Source organism: Micromonospora sp. H33 (genome assembly GCF_052068455.1).
Taxonomy (GTDB): Bacteria; Actinomycetota; Actinomycetes; order Mycobacteriales; family Micromonosporaceae; genus Micromonospora.
In genome coordinates this window covers 142,190-165,318 of the sequence record NZ_JBQHDE010000011.1, presented here as the reverse complement: position 1 = coordinate 165,318, position 23,129 = coordinate 142,190, and the positions used below count along the sequence as shown (strand labels likewise).

Annotated in this window: 23 protein-coding genes; 17 read left to right on the top strand and 6 right to left on the bottom strand. The window is 73.0% G+C overall.

The features are described from left to right. Position 1 precedes the first annotated feature (1 nt). From ACTMS0_RS22450 to ACTMS0_RS22410, 9 genes are all read left to right on the top strand, one after another. Positions 2-745: a hypothetical protein gene (locus ACTMS0_RS22450; protein ID WP_441157219.1), complete on the top strand. Its 744-nt coding sequence runs from the start codon at positions 2-4 to the stop codon at positions 743-745. Positions 746-885: 140 nt separating this feature from the next. After that, positions 886-2,121, top strand: a complete 1,236-nt coding sequence (gene egtA / locus ACTMS0_RS22445) for an ergothioneine biosynthesis glutamate--cysteine ligase EgtA (RefSeq protein WP_441157218.1) — start codon at positions 886-888, stop codon at positions 2,119-2,121. Next, positions 2,118-3,455, top strand: coding sequence for an ergothioneine biosynthesis protein EgtB (gene egtB, locus ACTMS0_RS22440; protein ID WP_441157217.1), 1,338 nt, complete (start codon positions 2,118-2,120; stop codon positions 3,453-3,455). The genes egtA and egtB overlap by 4 nt, the downstream gene beginning before the upstream one ends. A 28-nt stretch (positions 3,456-3,483) precedes the next feature. Further along, the gene (gene egtC / locus ACTMS0_RS22435) at positions 3,484-4,230 is read left to right on the top strand and encodes an ergothioneine biosynthesis protein EgtC (protein ID WP_441157216.1); all 747 of its coding nucleotides are present in this window, start codon (positions 3,484-3,486) and stop codon (positions 4,228-4,230) included. Between the two features lie 35 nt (positions 4,231-4,265). Further along, positions 4,266-5,231 (top strand): L-histidine N(alpha)-methyltransferase, encoded by a 966-nt coding sequence (gene egtD, locus ACTMS0_RS22430; protein WP_441157215.1) that lies wholly within the window; start codon positions 4,266-4,268, stop codon positions 5,229-5,231. 223 nt (positions 5,232-5,454) lie between these two features. Then, entirely contained in the window at positions 5,455-6,042 is a 588-nt protein-coding gene (locus ACTMS0_RS22425) for a TMEM165/GDT1 family protein (protein WP_441157214.1), read from the top strand. Positions 6,043-6,082: 40 nt separating this feature from the next. Further along, positions 6,083-6,436, top strand: a complete 354-nt coding sequence (locus ACTMS0_RS22420) for a DUF1622 domain-containing protein (protein ID WP_441157213.1) — start codon at positions 6,083-6,085, stop codon at positions 6,434-6,436. After that, complete coding sequence (locus ACTMS0_RS22415; protein ID WP_441157212.1) at positions 6,433-6,753, top strand: hypothetical protein; 321 nt, start codon at positions 6,433-6,435, stop codon at positions 6,751-6,753. The genes ACTMS0_RS22420 and ACTMS0_RS22415 overlap by 4 nt, the downstream gene beginning before the upstream one ends. Next, positions 6,750-6,947 (top strand): hypothetical protein, encoded by a 198-nt coding sequence (locus tag ACTMS0_RS22410; protein WP_441157211.1) that lies wholly within the window; start codon positions 6,750-6,752, stop codon positions 6,945-6,947. The genes ACTMS0_RS22415 and ACTMS0_RS22410 overlap by 4 nt, the downstream gene beginning before the upstream one ends. A gap of 123 nt (positions 6,948-7,070) precedes the next feature. Here the strand turns inward: ACTMS0_RS22410 and nhaA are convergent, their stop codons facing one another. Beyond that, entirely contained in the window at positions 7,071-8,384 is a 1,314-nt protein-coding gene (gene nhaA, locus ACTMS0_RS22405) for a Na+/H+ antiporter NhaA (protein ID WP_441157210.1), read from the bottom strand. 295 nt (positions 8,385-8,679) lie between these two features. Here nhaA and ACTMS0_RS22400 point away from each other — a divergent pair, with 295 nt between their 5' ends. Next, positions 8,680-10,137 (top strand): polysaccharide biosynthesis tyrosine autokinase, encoded by a 1,458-nt coding sequence (locus ACTMS0_RS22400; protein ID WP_441157209.1) that lies wholly within the window; start codon positions 8,680-8,682, stop codon positions 10,135-10,137. On the opposite strand, the gene ACTMS0_RS22395 is transcribed toward ACTMS0_RS22400, so the two are convergent. Next, positions 10,118-10,672, bottom strand: coding sequence for an arsenate reductase/protein-tyrosine-phosphatase family protein (locus ACTMS0_RS22395; protein ID WP_441157208.1), 555 nt, complete (start codon positions 10,670-10,672; stop codon positions 10,118-10,120). The genes ACTMS0_RS22400 and ACTMS0_RS22395 overlap by 20 nt on opposite strands. A 132-nt stretch (positions 10,673-10,804) precedes the next feature. On the opposite strand from ACTMS0_RS22395, the gene ACTMS0_RS22390 reads away from it, so the two are divergent. The 3 genes from ACTMS0_RS22390 to ACTMS0_RS22380 all read left to right on the top strand — a co-directional run bounded on the left by ACTMS0_RS22390 (position 10,805) and on the right by ACTMS0_RS22380 (position 14,574). Further along, on the top strand, positions 10,805-12,016 hold the full coding sequence (locus tag ACTMS0_RS22390) for a glycosyltransferase family 4 protein (protein WP_441157207.1): 1,212 nt from the start codon (positions 10,805-10,807) through the stop codon (positions 12,014-12,016). Between the two features lie 115 nt (positions 12,017-12,131). Beyond that, positions 12,132-13,916: a DUF4012 domain-containing protein gene (locus tag ACTMS0_RS22385; RefSeq protein ID WP_441157206.1), complete on the top strand. Its 1,785-nt coding sequence runs from the start codon at positions 12,132-12,134 to the stop codon at positions 13,914-13,916. A 13-nt stretch (positions 13,917-13,929) separates the two neighbouring features. After that, positions 13,930-14,574 carry a hypothetical protein gene (locus ACTMS0_RS22380; RefSeq protein ID WP_441157205.1) on the top strand — a complete coding sequence of 215 codons (645 nt, stop codon included), beginning with the start codon at positions 13,930-13,932 and terminating at the stop codon, positions 14,572-14,574. A gap of 97 nt (positions 14,575-14,671) precedes the next feature. Here the strand turns inward: ACTMS0_RS22380 and ACTMS0_RS22375 are convergent, their stop codons facing one another. Both ACTMS0_RS22375 and gdhA read right to left on the bottom strand, forming a co-directional pair. Beyond that, positions 14,672-16,042: a hypothetical protein gene (locus tag ACTMS0_RS22375; RefSeq protein WP_441157204.1), complete on the bottom strand. Its 1,371-nt coding sequence runs from the start codon at positions 16,040-16,042 to the stop codon at positions 14,672-14,674. A gap of 131 nt (positions 16,043-16,173) precedes the next feature. Continuing rightward, positions 16,174-17,511, bottom strand: coding sequence for an NADP-specific glutamate dehydrogenase (gene gdhA / locus ACTMS0_RS22370; RefSeq protein WP_441157203.1), 1,338 nt, complete (start codon positions 17,509-17,511; stop codon positions 16,174-16,176). A gap of 845 nt (positions 17,512-18,356) precedes the next feature. Between gdhA and ACTMS0_RS22365 the strand changes: the two genes are divergently transcribed. The 4 genes from ACTMS0_RS22365 (at position 18,357) to ACTMS0_RS22350 (ending at position 21,846) form a co-directional block, all read left to right on the top strand. Then, positions 18,357-18,944 (top strand): hypothetical protein, encoded by a 588-nt coding sequence (locus ACTMS0_RS22365; protein ID WP_441157202.1) that lies wholly within the window; start codon positions 18,357-18,359, stop codon positions 18,942-18,944. 263 nt (positions 18,945-19,207) lie between these two features. After that, positions 19,208-20,134 carry a hypothetical protein gene (locus tag ACTMS0_RS22360; protein ID WP_441157201.1) on the top strand — a complete coding sequence of 309 codons (927 nt, stop codon included), beginning with the start codon at positions 19,208-19,210 and terminating at the stop codon, positions 20,132-20,134. A gap of 29 nt (positions 20,135-20,163) precedes the next feature. Next, positions 20,164-21,135 (top strand): pirin family protein, encoded by a 972-nt coding sequence (locus ACTMS0_RS22355; RefSeq protein ID WP_441157200.1) that lies wholly within the window; start codon positions 20,164-20,166, stop codon positions 21,133-21,135. Positions 21,136-21,186: 51 nt separating this feature from the next. Further along, positions 21,187-21,846 carry a hypothetical protein gene (locus ACTMS0_RS22350; RefSeq protein ID WP_441157199.1) on the top strand — a complete coding sequence of 220 codons (660 nt, stop codon included), beginning with the start codon at positions 21,187-21,189 and terminating at the stop codon, positions 21,844-21,846. A 219-nt stretch (positions 21,847-22,065) separates the two neighbouring features. On the opposite strand, the gene ACTMS0_RS22345 is transcribed toward ACTMS0_RS22350, so the two are convergent. Next, positions 22,066-22,710: a DUF1345 domain-containing protein gene (locus ACTMS0_RS22345; protein WP_441157198.1), complete on the bottom strand. Its 645-nt coding sequence runs from the start codon at positions 22,708-22,710 to the stop codon at positions 22,066-22,068. Positions 22,711-22,722: 12 nt separating this feature from the next. Further along, positions 22,723-22,995: a DUF2795 domain-containing protein gene (locus ACTMS0_RS22340; protein ID WP_441157197.1), complete on the bottom strand. Its 273-nt coding sequence runs from the start codon at positions 22,993-22,995 to the stop codon at positions 22,723-22,725. Positions 22,996-23,129 lie beyond the last annotated feature (134 nt).

Below are 23,129 nucleotides of genomic sequence, written 5' to 3'. Positions count from 1 at the left end.
CGTGAGGGGAATCAGGATGTTCTTCCGCCGCTCCGCGCGGGCCGACCGGGCCGCGCTCGACCGGCTCCTCGACGCCGCGCCCGATGCCGTCCCGACTGCCGGCACGGAACCGTTGGCCCGGCTCCTGTCCGCCGCGGCCGCCCCGGGGCGGCCCGACGAACTCGCCGGCGAGGAGGCCGCTCTGGCCGCCTTCCGCGCCGCCCGTGCCGCCCCGACCCGTACCCCGGAGCCGTCGCGGCGGCGCCGACCGGTCACCGCCGGCGTGGTCGCCTGGGCCGCCGGGGTGACCGTCACCGCGACCGCCGGTGTCGCGTTCGCCGCCGTCGCCATCGACCGCCCCGACAACCCGCCACCGCGCCCGACCCCGACCACCGCCGCGAGCGATCCGGGCGCGACCGACGGTCCCGGTGGCACCCCGGGCGGTGGTGCCACCACCGGCGCGCCGAGCGGGACGCCGTCCGGCCCGCCGGCGCCCACCACCGGGGCTCCCACGACCGGCCCCGGCTCACCGTCACCCCCGGAGCGGGCCGAGCAGATGGACGGGCAGTGCCGCGCGTACCTGGCGAGGTCGCCGGCCCAGCGGGAGAAGGCGCTCGACACGCCCGGCTTCGCGGACCTCGTCACCGCCGCCGGCGGCCGCGCGCAGGTGACCGACTACTGCGAGGAGCGGGTCGGCGAGCCCGCGCCGGCGAAGACGAAGGAGCCCAGGCCGACGCCGACACCGGCGGCGTCGGCCACCCCCTGAACCCCGTTCGCGTTTACGCCGGACACGGGACGTTCGTCTGCTAGACAGAAAGAGGTCGGCCCGCCGGCGCCTACCGATGTCGGTGGGTCGCGTTACGGTGGCACCGATCGGACGTCGGCGCGGCGAAGGAGGCCGAACCTGTGGTGACGTCTCCGGAGGTGGATCGGGCAACCGTCCTGTCATCGTCCGCCGCGGCCGCAGTGCACCTCGCCCGGATCTGCTTCAAGACCGGCCCACCCCGCCATGTCGGAGTCGAGCTGGAGTGGACGGTGCACGACGCCGTCGACCCCGCCCGCCCGGTCGAGGCCGACCGACTGCGGGCCGCGCTGGGGCCGCACTGCCCCCACACATTGGACAGCACGAGCCCCGCCCAGCAGCTCCGGCACGGCAGCACCGTGACCGTCGAGCCGGGCGGGCAGGTGGAGCTCTCCACCCCACCACGCACCTCGATCGCCGCACTCGTCGACGCGACGGACGCCGACATCGCCCAGTTGTCGGCACGTCTCGCACCGGCCGGGCTGGTTCTCGGCCGCAACGGCATCGATCCGCACCGGCCGCCACGCGCGATGGTGGAAACCCCGCGATACCGGGCGATGCGCCGCGTGTTCGACCGGCGCGGTCCCGCCGGGCGCACGATGATGTACAGCACCGCCGGGCTCCAGGTCTGCCTCGACGCCGGCGAGGCGGACCAGATCCCGGACCGGTGGGCCACCGTGCACGCGATCGGTCCGCCCCTGCTCGCCGCCTTCGCCACCGCCGGCCGCCACGCCGGGCGCCCCACCGGCTGGGCGTCGGCCCGGATGGCCGCCTGGCTCGCCATCGACCCGGCGCGCACGCGCCCCGTCTGGACGCCGGAGCAGGGCGACGCGGACCCGGTGGCGAGCTGGGCGACGTACGTGCTCGCGGCGCCGCTGCTCTGCCTGCGCGCCGCCGGTCCGGACTGGACGCCGCCGGCCGGCGTCACCTTCGCCGACTGGCTCGCCGGCGCGCTGCCCCGGCCGCCGACCACCGACGACCTCGACTACCACGTGAGCACGCTGTTCCCGCCGGTGCGCCCACGCGGCTACCTGGAGCTGCGTTACCTCGACGCGCAGCCGGGGCGGGCGTGGTCCGTGCCGGTGACGGTGGTCGCCGCCCTGCTGGCCGACCCGGCCACCACCCGTGCGGCCAGGGCCCTCGCCGGCCCGCAGGCCCATCGGTGGTCCGCCGCGGCCCGGCATGGCCTGCGCGACCCGGGCCTCGCGGCCGCCGCCGCCGACCTGTTCGACCTGGCGCTCGCCGCGCTGCCCCGACTGGGGCTGCCGGCGGCGCTGCACGACGAGATCGACCGAGGCGTACGGCGGCGGCGCACGGCCGCCGGGAGGAGGCAGCGGTGACGGAGACGACCATGGACCGGCGGGACGGGGAGGCGTTGCGGGGGCGGATCGCGGCGGAGTTGGCTCGCACCCGCGCCCGCACCGCCGCGCTGACCGACGCGGTCGACGACGCGGACCTGGTGCGGCAGCACTCGCCCCTGATGTCCCCGCTCGTGTGGGACCTCGCCCATGTGGGCAACCAGGAGGAGCTCTGGCTGGTGCGCGATGTCGGCGGCCGCCCGCCGGTCCGGCAGGACATCGACGACCTCTACGACGCCTTCAAGCAGCCCCGCAAGGACCGGCCGGCCCTGCCGCTGCTGCCGCCGTCCGAGGCCCGCGCGTACGTGACGACCGTCCGGGACAAGGTCCACGACCTGCTCGACCGAATTCCGTTCACCGACCGGCCGCTGGTCGCCGACGGGTTCGCCTTCGGCATGATCGTCCAGCACGAGCAGCAGCACGACGAGACCATGCTCGCCACCCACCAGCTGCGCTCCGGCCCGGCCGTGCTGGACGCCCCGCCCCCGCCCGAGCCACGGGCCCGGATCGGCGGGGAGGTGCTGATCCCGGCCGGCGAGTTCACCATGGGCACCGACACCGATCCGTGGGCGCTGGACAACGAGCGACCCGCGCACCGGGTGCACCTGCCGGCGTACGTGATCGACGCGGCGCCGGTCACCAACGGCGCGTACGCGGCGTTCATCGCCGACGGCGGCTACGACGACCCCCGCTGGTGGAGCCCGGCCGGGTGGGCGCACCGACAGGAGGCGGGGCTGACCGCCCCGATGCACTGGGCCCGCGATGGTGACGGTTGGGCGTACCGTCGCTTCGGCCGCTGGTCCCCGGTCCGCACCGACGAGCCGGTGGTGCACGTCTGCTTCCACGAGGCGGAGGCCTACGCCGCCTGGGCCGGCAAGCGGCTGCCCAGCGAGGTGGAGTGGGAGAAGGCGGCCCGCTGGGACCCGGCGACCGGCCGCTCCCGCCGCTACCCCTGGGGCGACGAGGACCCGACGGCCGACCACGCCAACCTGGGCCAGCGGCACCTCTGGCCGGCGCCGGTCGGTGCGTACCCGGCCGGGGCGTCGCCGTTGGGCGTCCACCAGCTCATGGGCGACGTCTGGGAGTGGACGTCGACGACCTTCCGCGGCCATCCCGGCTTCACCGCCTTCCCGTACCGGGAGTACTCGGAGGTCTTCTTCGGCGACGACTACCGGGTGCTGCGCGGCGGGTCGTTCGGCACCGACCGGTCGGCCTGCCGGGGCACGTTCCGCAACTGGGACTACCCGATCCGGCGGCAGATCTTCAGCGGGTTCCGCTGCGCCCGTGACGCCACCGCCGAGGAGGCCCACGGGTGAGAGGCGAGCCGCTGAGGGCGGGCGCCTGATGTGCCGCCACCTGGCGTACCTCGGGCCCCCGGTCGCCCTGCGGGAGCTGCTGTTCGATCCGCCGTACTCGCTGGTGCGCCAGTCCTGGGCGCCGCGCGACATGCGCGGCGGCGGGACGATCAACGCCGACGGCTTCGGCGTGGGCTGGTACCCGGGCGACGGCGAGCCGGTTCGCTACCGGCGGGCCCAGCCGATCTGGAGCGACCCGACGATCGCGCAGCTCGCCGGCGTGACGTCCGCCGGCGCGGTGCTCGCGGCGGTGCGGTCGGCGACGGTCGGCATGGCGGTGCTGGACTCGGCCGCCGCGCCGTTCGCCGAGGGGCGCTGGCTGTTCAGCCACAACGGCGTGGTGCGGGGCTGGCCGGACAGCGTGGTCCCGCTCGCCGGCGCCCTACCCGTCCGCGACCTGCTCACCCTCGACGCGTCCACCGACTCGGCGCTGCTGTGGGCGCTGGTCCGGCACCGGTTGCGGTCCGGGATCGAGCCGGCCCGGGCCGTCGCCGACACGGTCATCTCGGTGGCCCGGGCGGCGCCCGGGTCACGGCTCAACCTGCTGCTCACCGACGGGCACACGGTGGTGGCGAGCGTGGCCGGGCACGCGCTGTCGATCCGCACGACGCCGGCGTCGGTGCTGCTGGCGTCGGAACCGCACGACGACGACCCCGGCTGGCAGGAAGTGCCGGACGGGCAACTGGTGGAGGCCACCGCCACCGGGGCGCGGGTCCGCGCCCTGGCGGAGGCGTGACCGCCGGCCGAGACACCTCGACAGGAAGGGCAGACATGGGCGCCGAGCCGTTGGAGATCCACCTCGAGGAGCAGGACCTGGGACGCAGTCTGCGGGAGGACGTCCGCACCGGGCTGACCGCCGAGGAGAAGTGGTTGCCCCCGAAGTGGTTCTACGACGCCCGGGGCAGCCAGCTCTTCGAGGAGATCACCCGGTTGCCGGAGTACTACCCGACCCGGGCCGAGCGCGCGGTGCTCGCCGAACGGGCCGGCGACATCGCCGCCGTCACCGGAGCCAAGACGCTGATCGAGTTGGGCTCGGGCTCCTCGGAGAAGACCCGGCTGCTGCTGGACGCGTTCACCCGACACGGCGACCTGGGCACCTTCGTACCGCTGGACGTGTCGGTGAGCGCCCTGCGGCAGTCCACCGCCGAAATCGCCGCCGACTACCCGGGCCTCCGGGTCCGTGGCATCGTCGGCGACTTCACCCAGCACCTCGACCGGATGCCGGTCGGTGGCCGGCGGCTCGTGGTGTTCCTCGGCGGCACGATCGGCAACCTGCTGCCGGCCGAGCGCGCGGAGTTCCTGAGCCAGATGCGCGCCGCCCTGGAGCCCGGGGACTGGCTGCTCGTCGGCACCGACCTGGTCAAGGACCCGGCGGTCATCGTGCCGGCGTACGACGACGCGGCCGGGGTGACCGCCGAGTTCAACCGCAACGTGCTGCGGGTGGTCAACCGGGAGCTGGGCGCCGACTTCGACCCGGAGGCCTTCTGCCACGTCGCACGGTGGGACCCGGAGCGGGAGTGGATCGAGATGCGGTTGCGGGCGCTGCAGCCGATGCGCGTACACGTGCTCGATCTGGACGTGACGTTCGCCGCCGGGGAAGAGCTGCGGACCGAGGTCTCGGCGAAGTTCCGGCCCGAGGGGATCGCGGCGGAGCTGGCCGCGGCGGGCTTCACCGCCCACGACTTCTGGACCGACCCCGCGGGCCTGTTCGGCGTCACCCTCGCCCGGGCGGACTGACCCGGTGACATCGTTCACCCCCGCCGGGATCCGGCGGGGGTGAACGGTTAGGGTGGACCACGCGAAGGGGAGTAGCCCCCAATGTCGTGGTCGACACACTGGTGCGTTCCGCACCCGGCCACGCGGCCCCGTTTCGACGGGGCGGGCGAGACCTTCGACCCAGGCTGTGCAGCCGGGTCGAGGGCGCCCCGTACCTCCTCCCGGCCTGATCCGGAAGGATGTCATGGAAGGTTTCCTCGTCGCGCTGGTGGTCAGCTTCGGCGTCATCTTCGTCGCCGAGCTGGGCGACAAGTCCCAGCTGATGGCCCTGACCTTCGCCACGCGCTTCAAGCCCCTGACGGTGTTGATCGGCATCACCGTGGCCACGGCCGTCGTGCATCTGGCGTCGGTGGCGATCGGCTACGGGTTGGGCGCCGCGCTGCCGACCGAGTGGATCTCCCTCCTCGCGGGTGTCGCGTTCCTCGGCTTCGGCGCGTGGACGCTGCGCGGCGACACCCTCACCGAGGAGGAGCGGCGCAAGGCGGAGAAGAGCAGCAAGTCGGCGATCGTCGCGGTCGGGGTGGCGTTCTTCCTCGCCGAGCTGGGCGACAAGACCATGCTGGCCACCATCACCCTGGCCACCCAGTACGGCTGGTTCGGCACGTGGATCGGCTCCACGGTCGGCATGGTGGCCGCCGACGCCCTGGCGATCCTCGTGGGCCGGCTGCTCGGCCGGAAGCTGCCCGAGAAGACCGTGAAGTACGGCGCCGCGATCCTCTTCGCCATCTGCGGGCTGTGGCTGATCCTGGAGGCGGTCAGCCAGCTCACCTGACGCGTCGACTAGGCGCCGCCTCGCGGGGTAACGCCAGCCGGTGGGGGACATCCTGCGGGACGGGTACCAGTTCCTGGTCGCCACGGTGGAGATCGCGGGTGCGGTCATCATCTTCGTCGGCGCGGCCTGGGCGGCGGCGCGTTTCGTCGTCGAGGGGTTGCGGCACCGCACCGCCGAGGTGTTCACCCCGATCCGGCTCTCCCTGGGGCGGTTCCTCACCCTCGGGCTGGAGTTCCTGCTCGCGGCGGACATCCTGCGGACGGCCGCGTCGCCGACGTTCACCCAGCTCGGCCAGTTGGCTGCCGTCGCCGCCATCCGGACGGCGCTCAACTACTTCCTCGGTCGGGAGATCCGCCAGGAGCAGCGTCAGGTGCAGGGCCGGGACGAGCGGTGATCCGCGCTCTGGTCACCGTCACCACGGCGCTCGCCGCCCTGGCGGCGGTGGCGGCGCTGGTCGGCACGGGCTCCGGGCGCGCCGCCCTGCGCGTGCTCCTGGACCTCCTCACCGCCGCCGGCATCCTCCGGCTCACGGCCAGCCAGGGCTGGGTGGACCTGGTCACGGCCGCGGCGATCATCGTGCTGCGGCGGCTGCTCTGGGCGGCCCTGACCGCTTCCGGGCGAGTATCCCCACCCCGCACGGGGAAAGACGATCACCGACCGCCGTTGACGGTGGGTGATGGAAGCGGACGTTCCGGGAGGTTGAGCTCATGAGCAGGCATGACGAGCCGAATGAGTACGGGTTCGCCGGCGAGGCCACGGCGCCCGAGCCGCCGCCCGGTGGTCGGGCCGACGAGCAGGACCGGGCCGAGGAGGTGGCGGTGCCCGGGGACGACCTCATGGAACCGGTCAGCGACGCCCTCGCCGACGAGCAGGAGGAGCGTCGGCGTACCGAGCGGCGGGCCTGAGGACCGGCGGCGGGCGCCGAGCGGGCCTCCGCCCGGCCGCCTCTTGCGTGCCCCGCGCGGCGCCCGTGCTGGCGCGGGGCCCCGCCGCGCCCCCGCCGTTACGCCCGGGGGCGATGCGCCGCGTCAGGCGTCGCGGCGCTGGTAGACGTCCGGGATGCCGTCGTTGTCCGCGTCCGCCTGTTCCGCCTCGGCGATCCGCCGGTAGGCGGCGTTGCGACGGACCAGGACAGTCGTGGCGAGCAGCGCCGAGATCACCGAGCCGCCCAGCACCGCGGCCTTCACGTTGGCGTCGGCGGCGCTGCCGGTGCCGAAGGCCAGTTCGCCGATCAGCAGTGACACGGTGAAGCCGATGCCGGCGAGCACGGCGACGCCGAGCAGGTCCGACCAGGTGATGTCCTCGTCCAGTTCGGCACGGGTGAACCGGGCCAGTAGGAACGTCGAGCCGAAGATGCCGATCGCCTTGCCGAGCACCAGACCGGCCACGATGCCGATGACGATCGGGTCGGTGATCACCACACGCAGATCCGCCTCGCGCAGGGAGACCCCGGCGGCGAAGAACGCGAAGACCGGTACGGCGAAGCCCGCGGACACCGGCCGCCAGCGGTGCTCCAGGTGCTCGGCGAGCCCGTGCCGGTCACCCTTCCTGGTGCCCAGCACCGGAACGGTGAAGCCGAGCAGCACGCCGGCCACCGTGGCGTGCACGCCGGAGGCGTGCACGAGCGTCCAGGCCGCAACGGCGAGCGGGATGAGGGCCCACCACCACGTCCTGCGGCGCTGCACCAGCAGCCCGAACACCGCGATCGGCGCCAGCGCGCCGAGCAGCGGCAGCAGGCTGAAGTCGTCGGTGTAGAAGACGGCGATGATCGTGATGGCGAAGAGGTCGTCGACGACGGCGAGCGTGAGCAGGAAGGCCCGCAGCCCCTGAGGCAGGTGGGAGCCGATCACGGCCAGCACCGCGAGGGCGAAGGCGATGTCGGTCGCGGTGGGGATCGCCCAGCCGCGTACGCCCTCGCCGCCGGCGGCCAGGGTGACGCCCACGTAGATCAGCGCGGGCATCGCCATGCCGCCGACCGCGGCGACCACCGGCAGGGTGGCACGTCGCGGGTCGCGTAGTTCCCCGGCGACGAACTCGCGCTTGAGTTCCAGGCCCACTACGAAGAAGAAGACGGCCAGCAGGCCGTCCGCGGCCCACGTCGCCAGGGTCAGGTCCAGGTGCAGGGCCGAGCCGCCCGGCCAGGGCACCCACCTCGAGAGCGCGGTGTACGAGTCCCCCCAGGGCGAATTCGCCCAGACCAGCGCCACGACCGCGCCGAGCAGCAGCAGGCCGCCGCCGACCGTCTCGGTCCGCAGCACGTCGGCCAGGAACCGCGCCTCCGGCCAGGAGGTACGCGAGAACAGGCGGCGGGAGCGGCGGGGCTGCGGGGTGCGGTGGGTCATCGGCGGTCCATCCCCGGATCTAGAGGCAGCAGGAATCGATCGCCGACCAGGCTTCCCGGCACACCACCCCCGACCCTATCCAGCCGGGCGAACGGCCGCGAACGCAGACGACGTGACCTCCTCCGCGCCCTGCCGTTTGTCCTCGGAGGAAAAGTGCGTCCGACGGATAGGCGAAAATGCATAACTCCGGACATAAGACGCACGAACCGCTTTAATGGTTTCACGCGATTAAGACGACCTTGGGGGTTTTCGTGAAGTTCTTTGGCGTTACCGGCCTGGTACGGAGGCACGCCTGATGGACCTGTACCGCCACCTCCGCCTAGTGCGTCGGCACTGGTGGATCGTTCTCCTCACACTCATGGTCGCGATGGGCGTCACCGCCCTGGTCACCGTCCGGGCCCAGCCCCGGTACGTCGCTTCGGTGACCTTCTTCGTCACGACGCCCAGCCAGGGGGTGACCGACGCCTACCAGGGCGGTCTGTTCCTCCAGCAACGCGTGAAGTCGTACGCGGAACTTCTGACCAGCGACCGCCTCGCGCAGAGCGTGGTGGCCGACAACCCGGTCGGGCTCACCGCCGAGCAGGTCCAGCGACGGGTCAGCACCTCCACCGAGACCGGTACGGTCCTGCTGCGCGCCTCGGTCACCGACACCGACCAGACGCGTGCGCTGCGGGTGACCGAGGCCCTGTCGGCGAGGTTCGTCGAGCTGGTGCAGAAGGTCGAGACCACGCAGGACGGCAAGGCCGGACCGATCAAGATCGAGGTGGTCAGCGGACCGCGGGTCAGCCCGACACCGGTCTCCCCGCAGCCGGTCCGCAACTTCACGATCGGGGCCCTGGTCGGTCTGCTCGCCGGCATCGGCCTGGCGATCCTGCGCGGGCTGGCCGACGTCCGGCTGCGCGACGCCGCCGGCCTCCAGCGCGTCACCGGCAGCCCGCTGCTCGGGGAGATCCCCTTCGAGACCACGGCGAAGGCCTCTCCGCTGATCGTCGGCGAGGCCGCCGCTTCCGCCCGGGCCGAGGCGGTCCGGAAGCTGCGGACCAACCTGCGCTTCGTCGACGTGCACGAACCGGCCCGGGTCATCGCGGTCACCAGCGCGCTGCAGGGCGAGGGCAAGACGACGATGTCCTGCAACCTCGCCATCGCGCTGGCCGAGGCCGGATGGCGGGTGCTGCTGGTCGACGCGGACCTGCGCCGGCCGAAGGTCGGCGACTACCTCGGGCTGGACAACGGCGTCGGGCTCACCGACGTGCTCGTCGGCGACGTGCAGGTCGGCGACGTCGTGCAGCGCTGGGGCGACAAGTCGCTGCTGGTGCTGCCCAGCGGCTCGGCGCCGCCCAACCCGAGCGAGCTGCTCGGCTCGAAGGCGATGGCGGACCTGCTGCTGGCGCTGCGCGAGTCGGCCGACATCGTCATCATCGACACCGCGCCGTTGCTCGCGGTCACGGACGGTGTGGTGGTGGCCGTCCAGGCCGACGGCGCGCTGCTGGTGACCCAGCAGGGCCGGACCTCGCGTTCGCAGGTGGCCGCCGCCGCCCGGTCCCTGCACTCGGTCTCGGTGCGGCTGCTCGGCTGCGTCCTCAACATGGCCAAGGTGCCGAAGACCGAGGCGTACCAGTACGAGGCCTACCGGGTGGTCGCCGCCGCCGAGCCGCCCGTCGTGCCGGCCGAGCAGGTCTCCGGCCCCCGGCACGCCGAGCAGCCGGGGGTGGTCAGCGACCATACTCAGGAACTCACCCGGCTGTCGCGATGAGCGCCGCGAGGGGTCGCAGCGACCGTTCGATCTCCTCGGCGCAGCGTCGGAAGTCGGCGGCCGTACCGCCGATGGGGTCCCGCAGGTCATCCGCGTCGGGGGCGGCTGGTTGCAGCCGCCCCCGGGCGCGGGCGGCGGCCTCGACCGCCGTCCGCAGCGGGTCACCGGCTGTCGTCGGCTCCGGTTCCACTGCGGCGGCCAGCCGGCCGAACTGGCGCAGGGTGAACGTGCGGTGCAGCACGGCCGGGGCGAGAGCGGTGCACACCGACCGCTGCCGCCGGGTCGCGGTCAGCACCAGCGTCGCGCCGACCAGGTGCTCGCGGCGCAACCGGCGGCTGCGGAACCCGGCCGGATCCGCGCCGGTCCCGACCGCGACCTCCGCCGCGTACGGGTGCATGGCCAGGTCCTCGACGGCGTCGGTGCCCGCGCTGCACACCTCCACCGGACGGTCGGCCAGCAGCCGGCGGGCGAGATACTCGGCCATCGGTGACCGGCACAGGTTGGCGTGGCAGACGAACAGCACCCGGTCGATCATCAGGACCCCTCATGCAGACGCGGAGACGGCGGGCGTCCGGCACGGTCGGCCGGACGCGGAGGGGTTGCCGGCATCGTACGCGGAGACCGCCCGGCCGTGTCACGATGCCGCGCCGAGCACGGGGGAGTCGCGGTGAGGATCGGGATCCTGTCGTACCACTTCCCGCCGGAACCGGCCTTCATCCCCGGCAGCCTCGCGGAGGAGCTGGCCCGCCGCGGTCACGAGGTGCGGGTGCTCACCGGGTTCCCGGACTACCCGGGCGGCCACGTCTATCCGGGGTGGCGCCAGCGTTGGCACCACGAGACCCGCAGCGAGCGGCTGACCGTGCGCCGGGTGCCCCGCTACGCCGGGGGCGACGGGTCGGTCAGGACCCGCATGGCCCGCTACCTGTCGTTCGCCGGCAGCGCGTCGCTGGTCGGCCGGCGGTTCCTCGCCAGCGTCGACACGCTCTACGTCCACCAGCCGCCGGCGACCGCCTTCGCGGCCGCTGCCCTGCTGCGGCTGCTCGGCCGGGTGCCGACCGTCCTGCACGTGCAGGACGTGTGGGCCGAGGAGGAGCCCGCCGCCGGCGAGCACGGCCGCTGGGCCGCCCGGATCGCCGGGGCGATGGCCCGGACCTACCGGGCCGCCGACCGCGTGGCGGTCGCCGCGCCCTCGATGCGCGACCTCGTGGTGGCCGCCGGCGCCGACCCGGCCCGGGTCGAGGTGGTCCTCAACTGGACCGACGAACGGATCTTCCACCCGGTCCGGCCCAGCCCTGCCGCCCGGCGGCTCATCCGCCGGGACGACCGGTGCGTGGTCATGCACGCCGGCACCATCGGAGCGCGGCAGGGCCTGGAGACGGCGGTACGCGCGGCGGCGGCTCTCGACGGCACGATGGACCTGGTCCTGGTGGGGTCGGGCGAGCAGGAGCGGCGGGTGCGGGGGCTCGCCGCCGAGCTGCGGGCCGACAACGTGCGGTTCGTCGAGCGGCGCTCGCCGCTGGACATGCCGGGCCTGTACGCGGCCGCCGACTACCAGCTGGTCATGCTCCGGGACCTGCCCGAACTGCGCAGCACCCTGCCCGGCAAGCTCCAGGCGGCGCTCTCCTGCGCGGCGCCGGTCGTCGCCTCCGCCGGTGGCGACACCGCCGAGCTGGTCGAGCGGGCCCGCGCCGGGCTCTCCTGCCCGCCTGAGGACTGGGCGACCCTCGCCGACCGGTTCTGGCTGGCCGCCACCATCCCGCCGCCCGCCCGGGCCGAGATGGGCCGGCGCGGCCGCGAGGCGTACCTACGGCAGATGTCCATGTCGGCGGGCGTGGACCAGGTCGAGCGGCTGCTCTACGACGCCGCCGCCGGTCGCTGAGCCTTTCTCGCTCAACGGGCTAAACGGTCGATTCCGCCCTAGATCGGTCGTTAGGTGTTAAGAACGTCGGGAGAGATGATCCCGGCTGTCCGATTTCAGGGGAACGGAGTGTGGTGTGAGGGAAAGCGAGACACCGCGTCGACGGCGCGGTCGATCCCGCCGGCGGCGCCGCGCCCGCCTGCGCCGCGCGCTGCTTGCCGCTCTGGTGGCCGGCTCGGTGCTGTTGGTCTCCGGCGGCTGGGTGGGCTTCCGCGGGTGGCAGGCGCGCGCCCATCTGGTCAACGCGGCGGGACTGGCCCGTGACCTGAGCAACCAGGTGGTCACCGGCGACACCGAGCGGGCCCAGCGCACCCTCGCCGCGCTCCAGGAGCAGGCCGGCGCCGCTCGGGCGGCCACCGACGACCCGGGTTGGTGGCTCGGCCGGCAGGCCCCGTACGCCGGGGACAACCTGGCGGCGGTGCGGCACATCGCGGTCGCCATCGACGACCTGGCACGGGACGCGTTCCCGCCCTTGCTCCGGACCGACCTCACCGCCCTGTTGCCCCGGGAGGGACGGTTGGACGTGGCCCGGGTGCGTACGGTGTCGGCCGAGCTGAAGGTCATCGACGACGCGGTGCAGGGCACCCGGGTGCGGCTGGCCGAGGTGCCCACGGACGGCCTGGTGGAACAGGTCCGGCGGGCGCTCGCCGAGCTGCGGGGCGAGATCGACCGGCTCGCCGGACTGACCGCCGCCGCGGACCAGGCCACCCGGCTGCTGCCGCCGCTGCTGGGCATCGACGGCCCCCGCACCTACCTCCTGGTCTCCCAGAACCCCGCCGAGCTGCGGGCCACCGGGGGCATGATCGGCGCGTACGCCATGCTCCACGCCGACCGCGGACGGGTCCGGCTGGGCCGGCAGGGCACCAGCGCCAGCCTCGGCCGCTTCACCCCGCCGCTCAAGATTCCGGCGCAGGTGCGCGCCAGCTGGGGTGACCTGCCCGGCATCTATCCCGCGGACGTCAACCTCAGCCCGCACTTCCCGACCGCGGCCGCGCTCTACCGGGAGATGGTCCGGCGGAAGACCGGGACCACCGTGGACGGAGTGCTCGCCGTCGACCCGGTCGTGCTGTCGTACCTGCTGAAGGCCACCGGGCCAGTGGTGGTGCCCGGCGGCGTCTCACTGGCCGGCGACACCGTCGTCCGGACTCTGCTGAGTGAGGCCTACCAGCGGCTGGACAACGAGGAGCAGGACGACTTCTTCGGGACGGCCGCCGCCGCGGTCTTCGACACGCTGTTCAAGAATAATGTCAACCTCCGGGCGCTTTTGTCCGCATTTGACCGTGCCGTCACCGAACGCCGGATATTGTTCTGGAGTGCCCGACCGGAGGAACAGCGGACCCTCGGCGACAGCCGGGTGGCCGGGGTGCTTCCGGAGAAGGACACCGTGCCGACGGTCGGCGTGTTCCTCAACGACGGCAGCGGCGCGAAGCTCGGCTACTACCTCCGGCCGGAGGCGACCCTGACGGTCGGTGACTGCCAGTCGGACGGTGGCCGGGAGCTCCGGCTGCGGGTCACCCTCCGCTCGTCGGCGCCGAAGAGCGGGCTCAGCAAGTCCGTCCTCGGCCTCGGCCTGGCGGGCGACCCGTACACCGTCCGGACGTTCGTGTCCGTCCACAGCCCGGCCGTCGGCGCGGTTCTCGGCGCCCGCCTCGACGGCGTCGACGTGGCGGTGGGCAGTGGCCTCGAGCGACACCGGCAGGTTGCCACGGTGAAAGTCGAGGTCGGCCCGGGCGCCTCCCGCACGTTGGAGGTGACCCTGCTGACCGCGAAAACCGGCAGCGGAGCGGCCGAGCTGTGGCTCACCCCGACCGCCACCCCATGGACCACCCAAGTTGTTACCGCACCAAGTTGTGACCAGTAGGAGGGAACCAATCATGCGGCTATCCCGCATCATCATGGCGCTCACGGTCGGTCTGGCCGTGGCCGTCGTGCCGACCGCGGCGGGGGCGGCACAGCCGCAGCCGGCGCCGACGGTAACGCAATACCCGCCGGGTGACCACGCCCACCTGGACGTCCACCCGCCGACGATCAAAATCGGCGGAAGCGTACTTCTGCTCGGAAGGAACTGGACCCCCGGCGCGAACATCACGATCGCCGTCAGCTGCTCGCCGCGGGCCACCGCCATGAGCGGCGCCCGGCGCGCCGACGGCGAGCGGGTCGCGATGGTGCCCGTGTCGTTCGCGCGGCAGCCGGTAACCGACCAGATTCAGGTCACCGCCGACGAGAACGGCAGGTTCAGTGTCAACTACACGCCGCGCCACCCCGGCCGCTGCTTCTTCACGGCGACGGGCGGTGGCGAGTCCGACACGGCGTCGGTGACCATCCTGCCCAAGAAGAAGAAGCACGACAAGAAGGACGACAAGAAGGACGACGACAAGAAGCACCTGCCGGTGACGGGTGCCAGCACCAGCACGCCGATGAAGGTCGGTGGCGGGCTCGTGGGCGTTGGTGCCGTCCTGCTGCTCATGACCTTCGCGTGGCGCCAGCGTCACCGCCTCGGCGCGCGGAGCATGCGTTGACGTGACGGTGCTCCGGGCAGGGCTCGGAACATCTGCTAGAGCGGGCGCTCGTCGGATCCTTTTGTCCGGCGGGCGCCCGCTGTCGTCGTATGGGCCGTCAGCAGGCGGGGTAGAGGCGGCGGGTGCCGACGCCGGCGGCGTACGCGGCCCGGTCGCTGAACCGGCAGCCGTAGTCCGGCGCGGCCACCACCGCCGGATCGGTGACCGTGTCGCCGGCCGGGCGCTCGCCGGTGCGTACCCAGGAGACCATGTCGTCCCAGGCGGCGCCGGCCTCGGCCGGAGTGAACTCGCAGTGCTGCGCGGCCCGGATCGCCCGCTGGACGACCAGCCGGCTGCGGCCATGCTTGGCGACGTCGCGGGCGTACACCTGCTCCATCGAGAACGGTACGAAGAGGTCACCGAGGTTGTGCAGGCTGAGCACCGGTGCAGTGGGCCGGCCGGCGATGCGGGGCACCTCGGTCAGGGTCGGGGACAGCCGCTGCCGCAGGTTCTCCGGGGCGACCCGCTGCACGGTGGCGTCGATGTTCACCGGGCTGTTCGGCGCGTACCGGGTGAACAGGTTGGTGGCGATCTGCCCGGGCCGCTCGGCGGGGGAGTCACCGTCGTTGGTGGCGCTGATCCCGAACAGGAAGTCCTTCCAGATCGCGAACGTGATGTCGGCGCCGGGACGTGGCCCGCCCGACCGGTTGATGGTGATGTCCCGGAGTTGGCGACCCCGCTCGTTGGTGATCCCCGGGCTGGTGGGCGTGATCCCGGTCAGGCCGAGCGCCACCTGGATCCGGGGCACCGCGTTCGTCAGATAGTCGGCCGGTACGGGGTAGGCGCTGACCCCGGCCAGGGCCTGCGCGACCAGGTTGTAGTCGAGGAAGAAGTCCAGCAGCGCGTGATCGCCGAGCACCCCGCAGAACGGCAGGGCACCCGCGTAGAAGCCGGGGTACTGCTCCAGCGAGCGGGCGGTCACGTAGCCGCCCATCGAGGCGCCGGCCAGGTACGTCCGGTGGGGACGCTTCACCTCCCGGCGGAAGTGGTCGGCCAGGTCCTTGGTGCTCAGCACGCCGGCCCTGATGTCGAAACCGTTGCGGAAGTACGAGGAGGACGCCCACGCGTACCCCTGCTCCAGCAGGCGCTGCCGCAACCCGAACCCGGGCGGCTCCGGCGACAGGACGGTGGTCTGCCCGCGGTAGCCGTGCGCCCACATCACCAGGTCGCCGTTCCACTTCTCCGGGACCTCGATGAGGTAGCCGGAGTGGCGGTGGACGCCCTGCCGGACGGTGGTGGGCGCGCCGCCGACCACCAGCGGCTCGAGCGGCGGGTTGCTGATCGTGTAGCCGGGCAGCGGCTGCGCGCCGTCGCCGTGGCGGTCGGGGGCGGCGGTCGCGGGCGCGGCGCCGGCGAGCCCCACCGTCAGGGTCAGGGCCACGCCGGCACCGAGCAGGCGCCGCAGGGTACGGGCGGTCGAGGACAGCATCGGCGCTCCCCCTGGGGACGGTGGCCGCCCGGTGGTGAGCCCGGGCGGGGCGGTGGCCTACCGACCGGTAGGGACCTGAACGTAGGCGCGCCGTTCCACCGCTGTCAATGGACGACTGACCGACCGGCCAGTCAGACCACCCCGTGCGCCAGCATCGCCTCCGCCACCCGGCGGAACCCGTTGATGTTCGCCCCGGCCACGTAGTCGCCGGGCAGCCCGTACTCCGCGGCGGTCGCCCAGCAGCGGGCGTGGATGTCCCGCATGGTGTCCCGCAACCGCTGCTCCGACTGCGCGAAGGTCCACGAGTCGCGGCTGGCGTTCTGCTGCATCTCCAGCGCACTGACCGCCACCCCGCCCGCGTTGGCCGCCTTGCCCGGGGCGAACCGCACCCCGGCCCGCCCGAGGATCCGTACCGCCTCCGGCGTGGTCGGCATGTTGGCGCCCTCGACCACCGCGATGCAGCCGCCGGCGACGAGCTCCGCGGCCTCCGCGCCGCCGATCTCGTTCTGCGTCGCGCACGGCAGGGCCACGTCGCACGGCACCTCCCAGACGGTACGGGCGGAGACCGCGACCGCGTGCGGCACATGGCGTACGTAGTCGTCCAAGCGGCTGCGGCGCTCCTCCTTCAGCTCCCGCAGCAGCTCCAGGTCGATGCCCTTCTCGTCGAGCACGTACCCGTCCGAGTCGGAGCAGGCGACCACCGTCCCCCCGAGCTGGTGCACCTTCTCGATCGCGTAGATCGCCACGTTCCCGGAGCCGGAGATCACCACCCGCTTGCCGTCCATGCCGTCCCCGGTCTGCTTCAACATCTCCTCGGCGAAGAAGACCGCCCCGTACCCGGTCGCCTCCCGACGCACCTGCGCACCCCCGTACGCCAGGCCCTTCCCGGTGAGCACGCCCGACTCGTAGCGGTTGGTGATCCGCTTGTACTGACCGAACAGGTAGCCGATCTCGCGGCTGCCCACCCCGATGTCCCCGGCCGGCACGTCGGTCTGCGCGCCGATGTGCCGGTACAGCTCGGTCATGAAGCTCTGGCAGAAGCGCATCACCTCCCGGTCCGAGCGGCCCTTCGGGTCGAAGTCCGCCCCGCCCTTGCCGCCGCCGATGGGCAGCCCGGTCAGCGCGTTCTTGAAGATCTGCTCGAAACCCAGGAACTTGACGATCCCCAGGTACACCGACGGGTGGAAACGAAGCCCACCCTTGAACGGACCGAGCGCGCTGTTGAACTCGACCCGGAAGCCCCGGTTTACCCGCACCCGGCCGTGGTCGTCCTCCCACGGCACCCGGAAGATCACCTGCCGCTCCGGCTCACAGATGCGCTCGATGATCCGCGCCTCGACGTACTCCGGGTGCCGTGCCAGGGCCGGCCCGATGCTCTCCAACACCTCCCGAACCGCCTGGTGGAACTCCGGCTCACCCGGGTTCCGGGTGACTACACGGGCGAACACCGTCTCGACCGTCTCCGGCATCCCGACACGTCCCTTCGATCGCTACGGCGGCCCCGTTGCCGCCCGCGTCGGCGCCTTCGCCGAACCGTCCCCGAATACGGACCGTCACCCCTGTCCGGTTCACCGTCCCGCCTCTCGGTGCCGGCTTCCTTTGTGGTCAGAGGTGGCCCTGGCTTCGTGCCGTGTGTCGTTGACCGGGTGCCGGGGTTCGCCGGCTCTGTCGTGTGGTTGCGGTTGGCCTTGTGGCGGCAGGTGGGCATGGTTGTGGCTTGGTCGTGGTTGCCGCTTGGGGGCGTGGCGCCGGGCATGGTGGCGGCTTGATCGTGGTTGCGGTTGGGGGGTGTGGCCCGCCGTGCCCGGCTCCGGGCGGTCAGGCTTGATCCCTGCGCCGGTCACGGCGGGCCACACCCCTGACCTGGTCCCGGTCCGCCCGTGGTGCGCCGGCTCAACCCCGTCCCCGCGCAGATCTTGGAAGCAAACGGCCCCTGGAGGGGCCGAAATCTTCCAAGATCTCCACGTGCCGTGCGTGCCCTGACCGCTTTGTCCGGATCGCCGGGGTCGGGTGTCCGGTTTCGGGGTGTGACCGGCGGCATCCCAGGGTCGGAATCGTGGCGGGGGCGGGGTCGTTACATCACCTGGACGATCGAGCAGCGCCTGCCTTCGTGGCAGGGTGCGGGCCCCGGAATGATGGCGGGCCGGCGGTCGTTACATCTGGACCCGGCACCACGGAAGCAGCCCGCCCCCCGGGGCGTGGCCTCCGGACGGAAATCCCTCAAGTCTTTGAGTGCCTGATGGTGCTCGCGTCACCACGCCCGTTCCCCCTTCTTGTGGCTGGTGGCGCCTTTCCCCCGAATGGAGCTTCTCTGATGAACACGATGCTGCGTAAGAGCGTTCTGGGTATTGCTGGTCTGGCTTTCGCCGGTGGCATGATCGCCGGCCCGGCTACGGCCAACGCCGTCCCGTCGATCGAGTCGAAGCCGGTCGTCGCGACCGTGCAGGCTGACAAGGTGGACAAGGGCAAGCTGATCCCGCATGGTGTGCAGGGCGAGCAGTCGCGTATCGACCTGACCGACGAGCAGGCCGCGAATGTGAAGGCGATCATCGCGGCGACGAAGAAGGCCGGCATGGACGAGCGCGCCGCTGTGGTGGCGATCGCCACCGCGCTGCAGGAGTCGAAGCTGGTGAACCTGGGTCATCTGGGTGAGCGCAACGACCACGACTCGCAGGGCCTGTTCCAGCAGCGTCCGTCTTCGGGTTGGGGCACGGTGGAGCAGATCACCGACCCGGAGTACTCGACGATGGCGTTCCTGAAGGGTCTCAAGCAGGTCGACGGCTGGCAGGACATGCCGCTGACCAAGGCCGCCCAGACCGTGCAGGTCTCGGCCTACCCGTTCCACTACGCGCAGTGGGAGACCCAGGCCGCCGACCTCGTCGCCGAGCACTGGAACAGCTGACCCCCGGGCAGCTGACAACTCAAGGCTTTCCTCACAGGGGGAAACAAGTCGCTGGCCGGCACCCGAACCATGGGTGCCGGCCAGCGGCGTCTGACCTTTGATCGACTCGGGTTCAAAGGACGGGCCCAAGCCGACCAAGCCGGAGCCCATGGGCGGCTGCGGTCGGGGAGTGATCCGTGCATGGGATGTGCACGTACTCCCGGCGGGGACCGCAGAAGGGGAGAAGCCATGGCGGGGTGGGGCAGGAAGCGTGGGCAGCGGACGTGACCGGCGACGGCGGTGAGGCGGCTCGGCGGTCGTGGCCGTACGGCGGGAGACTGCTGGTGGCGGCGGCGCTCGTGGTGCTGGCGCTGGGGGCGCTGGCCATCGTGGCGACGCTGTCCGATCCGCACCGGCTGGGGCTGGCGTTCTCCGGCGGGGGTCCTACCCCCGGATCCGCTGTCCCGGTCGCCGAGGGTGGCGCGGGCGCCGCGGCCGACGCGTCCGCGAGCGGGAGCGGCAATGCGGCGGTCCCGGGCGGCGACGGGGCGAGCGGAAGCGGAGACGCAGCGAGCGCGGGCGGCGATGCGGCGAGCGGGGGCGGCGACGCCGTGACCGCTCCCCGGGACGGCCGGGAGCGTGCCACGTTCGAACTCGCCGACGGGCTGACGCTCCTCGATCTGCGTATGGGCGACCTGGGGGAGGACCTCTACCGGATCGTCGCCCCGGCCGACGGTGCCCTGCTGCCCCGGCCGGAGGTGCTGGGCGACCGGGTGCGGCTGGGGCTGGCCGCGACCGGTCGGCCCGGTCCGGCCGCTGTCGAGGTGGTGCTCAACGCGCGCGTGACCTGGCGGCTGCGTCTCGTCGGTGCGGTGACCGAGCAGCGGCTCGACCTGAGCGCCGCCCGTCTCGCCGGCGTCGACCTGGTGGGCGGTGCCACCCGGACCGACCTGCGGCTGCCCCGGATCGGCGGCACGCTCACCGTGCGGGTCACCGGTGGGGTGAACCGCCTGGACATCCTGGTGCCGGGGGACCCGCCGGTGCGAGTCCGGGCGGCCGCTGGCGCCGGCTCGATCGCCGTCGGGGACGAGCGTACGGACCGGGTCGTCGCCGGAGCCCTGCTGGGCACGGCGGGTTGGGAGCGTTCCGTCGACCGCCTTTACGTGGATCTGGTGGCGGGTGCCGACGCGGTGACCGTCACCGCCGGTTGAGGGAGGGGCGGCGGGCGTACAGTCGGGCCGTGGAGCGTACCGAGAAGATGCCGGCGCAGACCCGCCCACCTGGCGTGGCGACGGTGGATCCCGGCAGCGTGCTGCTGCCGGGCCACGATGTGCCGTTGGGGCGGTACACGACGGTGCGGCGGCTGCTCCCGCAGCGGCAGCGGCGCCTGGTCGGGGCATGGTGCTTCGTCGACCACTTCGGCCCGGACGACGTCGCCGAGCGGCCCGGCATGGAGGTGCCGCCGCATCCGCACACCGGCCTGCAGACGGTGACCTGGCTGCTGGACGGGGAGATCCTGCACCGCGACAGCCTCGGCAGCGTGCAGCCGATCCGCCCGGGTCAGCTCAACGTGATGACGTCGGGGCACGGTATCGCCCACTCCGAGCGGTCGCCCGCGCAGCATCCGCCCCTCATGCACGGCGTGCAGCTGTGGGTGGCGCTGCCGGACCCGGCGCGCGCCGGCGACGCGGACTTCGCCCACCACGCGGAGCTGCCGCGCTGGCGCGACGACGACCTCGACGTGACCCTGCTGGTGGGCGAGCTGGCCGGCGAGCGCTCCCCGGCGGTGGTGCACACGCCGCTGCTCGGCGCGCAGCTCGAGCTGCGCGGGCCGGCGCCGGCCACCCTGCCGCTGCGCTCCGACTTCGAGTACGCGCTGCTGGCCATGTCCGGCGCCGCGGACGTCGACGGGGTGGCCCTGACGCCCGGTGCGCTGCTCTACCTCGGCATGGGACGGGAGCGGCTCACGCTGCGCGGCGACCCGGGAAGCCGGCTGCTGCTGCTCGGCGGTACGCCGTTCGACGAGCCCCTGGTGATGTGGTGGAACTTCGTCGGGCGCTCACACGAGGAGGTCGCCGCCGCCCGCGAGGACTGGATGGCGGGGCGGCGGTTCGGCGTGGTCGCCGACGACCCGGCCCCGCCGCTGCCCGCTCCCGCGCTGCCCACCACCCGGTTGAAGGCCCGCGACCGCAGCGGCGGCCTGCACGGCTGACTGTTCCGGCGGTATAGGCGTGGCCGGGCCCGGGACGGGTAGTCGCCGCGCATGCCGAGCATCTCCACGATCGAGGACAAGAAGCGCCTGGTCCGCCGGCTGGCCGGCGGCGGGCGCGGCTTCGCCGAGCAGTACGGTTTCCGGGTCACCAACAACCCGTCGAGCCTGTTCCAGATCCTCTGTCTCGCCGTGCTGCTGGCCCGGCGGGGCGACTTCCGGCGGGCCCTGGACAGCGCGCACGCCCTCCCCGCGAACGGGTGGGACAGTGCGGCGCGGTTGGCCCGCTCATTGCACGCCGACCGCGTACGGGTGCTGCGGGACAGCGGCCAGCGTGGGGACGTGGACGCACTCGCCACGACCCTCGGCGACCTGGCGCAGAACGTAGTGGATCGGTACCGCGGCGACCTGCGGCGGCTGCGCTCGGCCGCCCACCACGACCCGGCCCGCGAGCGGGCGCTGCTCACCGAACTGCCCGGGGTGGACGATGCGGTGGTCGACCTCTTCCTGCGGGAGGCACAGGCGCTGTGGCGGGAGGTGGCGCCCGTGGCCGACCGCCGGGCACTGGCCGCCGCGCGCCGGCTCGGGCTCGGGCGCTCCGCCGACGACCTCGCCGGGCTGGCCGGAAGCGGCGAGTCCGAGCGGCTGGCCTGGCTGGTGGGCGCACTGGCCAGGGTGGACCTGGAGCAGCGGTACGCGGAGCTAACCCGCTGACCGAAACGTGCGCCAGCCCACACTGTTCCGAAATATCCACCCGTTCGGGGGATGTCATGTCGTATGCTGAGCGCGGCAGAAATGCTCGCCCGGTTCGGGCGTAGGGCAACTGCCTGGTGAGCGCGTTCCGGTTCGGGCGCGCAGACCACTGGGACAGGTCCGTGTGTGGCGCCCCTGGTCGCGGTTCGCGGCCCGGGGCGCCCGCCTGTTCGGGGCGGGTCACTTCGGCAGGCCGACCAGCAGGTTCACCGTCGCCGCGATGAGGAACGCTCCGAAGAGGTACGACAGCAGCGAGTGCTGCAGCACCGTCCGGCGCATCTGGATGCTGGTCAGCACCGTGTCCGACACCTGGAAGGTCGCGCCGACGGTGAAGGCCAGGTACGCGAAGTCCGTGTAGCAGGGCCGTCCCGTCTGGTTGAAGTCCACCCCGCCGTCCGGGCCCGTGTAGTAGATCCGGGCGTACCGCGCGGTGAAGACGGTGTGCACGACGAACCAGGACAGCAGCACGCTCAGCACACCCAGACCGCCGAAGACCCGGGACAGATGCGTGGGCACATGGTGCGCGGTGGTCACCACGAAGGCGATCGCCAGCAGGCTGGCCAGACACGCCACCAGTAGCAGGACGTCACGTACCGCCCGGTTCGGGTCCTCGCGGACCGCGAGCCGCGCGGTGCGCTCGGCGTCCAGCGGCCACACCTTGTGCCACACCAGCACCAGCCAGGTCAGCGCGGCGGCGTCCCAGCCGACCAGCGGCGCGAGCATCTCCATGCCGAGCGCCGCGGTGACGGTGCCGGTCACCACGCCGACCACGCCCATGACGGTGAGCTGTACCGCGGCCGCGGGGTGTCCGTCCTGCGTCCGCACCGCCACTAAGCGTCAGATGCTGCGCAGGTGCTGTGACACCCGCTGGTGCCGTGTGTCCCTCGCCTGCCTGGCGCGCTGGGCCGGGCCGACCTCCGGGGCGGCCTCGATGCTCGCCGAGCGGGCCACCTCGTTGCCGTTGGCGTAGTCGACCGGCGGCAGGGCACGCAGGGCGCGCAGCACGTCCGGCGGGGCGCCCTCCCGTTCGGCCTCGCGTACCACGTCGTCCTTCTCGGCCGGGTAGTCCAGGCTCGACAGGTACTGCAGCACGTCGGCGTACGTCGCCATGATGGTGAGCTCCTCAGGGCATCGATCCGGTCACGACCGGCGGCGGTTACCCGTCCGGGCCGGGCTCACGCACCCGACCGGCGGGTAACCGGGCCGTTTTGCGGGCGAGGTTGCGGGTAGACGCCGGGGCCGAA

Bases quoted from the DNA above. Each gene is read 5' to 3' on its own strand.
- ACTMS0_RS22425 (WP_441157214.1), top strand. From the start codon at position 5,455: ATGGAAGGTTTCCTCGTCGCGCTGGTGGTCAGCTTCGGCGTCATCTTC.
- ACTMS0_RS22395 (WP_441157208.1), bottom strand. From the start codon at position 10,672: ATGATCGACCGGGTGCTGTTCGTCTGCCACGCCAACCTGTGCCGGTCA.
- gdhA (WP_441157203.1), bottom strand. From the start codon at position 17,511: ATGCCGGAGACGGTCGAGACGGTGTTCGCCCGTGTAGTCACCCGGAAC.
- egtC (WP_441157216.1), top strand. From the start codon at position 3,484: ATGTGCCGCCACCTGGCGTACCTCGGGCCCCCGGTCGCCCTGCGGGAG.
- ACTMS0_RS22410 (WP_441157211.1), top strand. From the start codon at position 6,750: ATGAGCAGGCATGACGAGCCGAATGAGTACGGGTTCGCCGGCGAGGCC.
- ACTMS0_RS22380 (WP_441157205.1), top strand. From the start codon at position 13,930: ATGCGGCTATCCCGCATCATCATGGCGCTCACGGTCGGTCTGGCCGTG.
- ACTMS0_RS22340 (WP_441157197.1), bottom strand. From the start codon at position 22,995: ATGGCGACGTACGCCGACGTGCTGCAGTACCTGTCGAGCCTGGACTAC.
- ACTMS0_RS22375 (WP_441157204.1), bottom strand. From the start codon at position 16,042: ATGCTGTCCTCGACCGCCCGTACCCTGCGGCGCCTGCTCGGTGCCGGC.
- ACTMS0_RS22350 (WP_441157199.1), top strand. From the start codon at position 21,187: ATGCCGAGCATCTCCACGATCGAGGACAAGAAGCGCCTGGTCCGCCGG.
- egtD (WP_441157215.1), top strand. From the start codon at position 4,266: ATGGGCGCCGAGCCGTTGGAGATCCACCTCGAGGAGCAGGACCTGGGA.
- nhaA (WP_441157210.1), bottom strand. From the start codon at position 8,384: ATGACCCACCGCACCCCGCAGCCCCGCCGCTCCCGCCGCCTGTTCTCG.
- ACTMS0_RS22365 (WP_441157202.1), top strand. From the start codon at position 18,357: ATGAACACGATGCTGCGTAAGAGCGTTCTGGGTATTGCTGGTCTGGCT.
- ACTMS0_RS22400 (WP_441157209.1), top strand. From the start codon at position 8,680: ATGGACCTGTACCGCCACCTCCGCCTAGTGCGTCGGCACTGGTGGATC.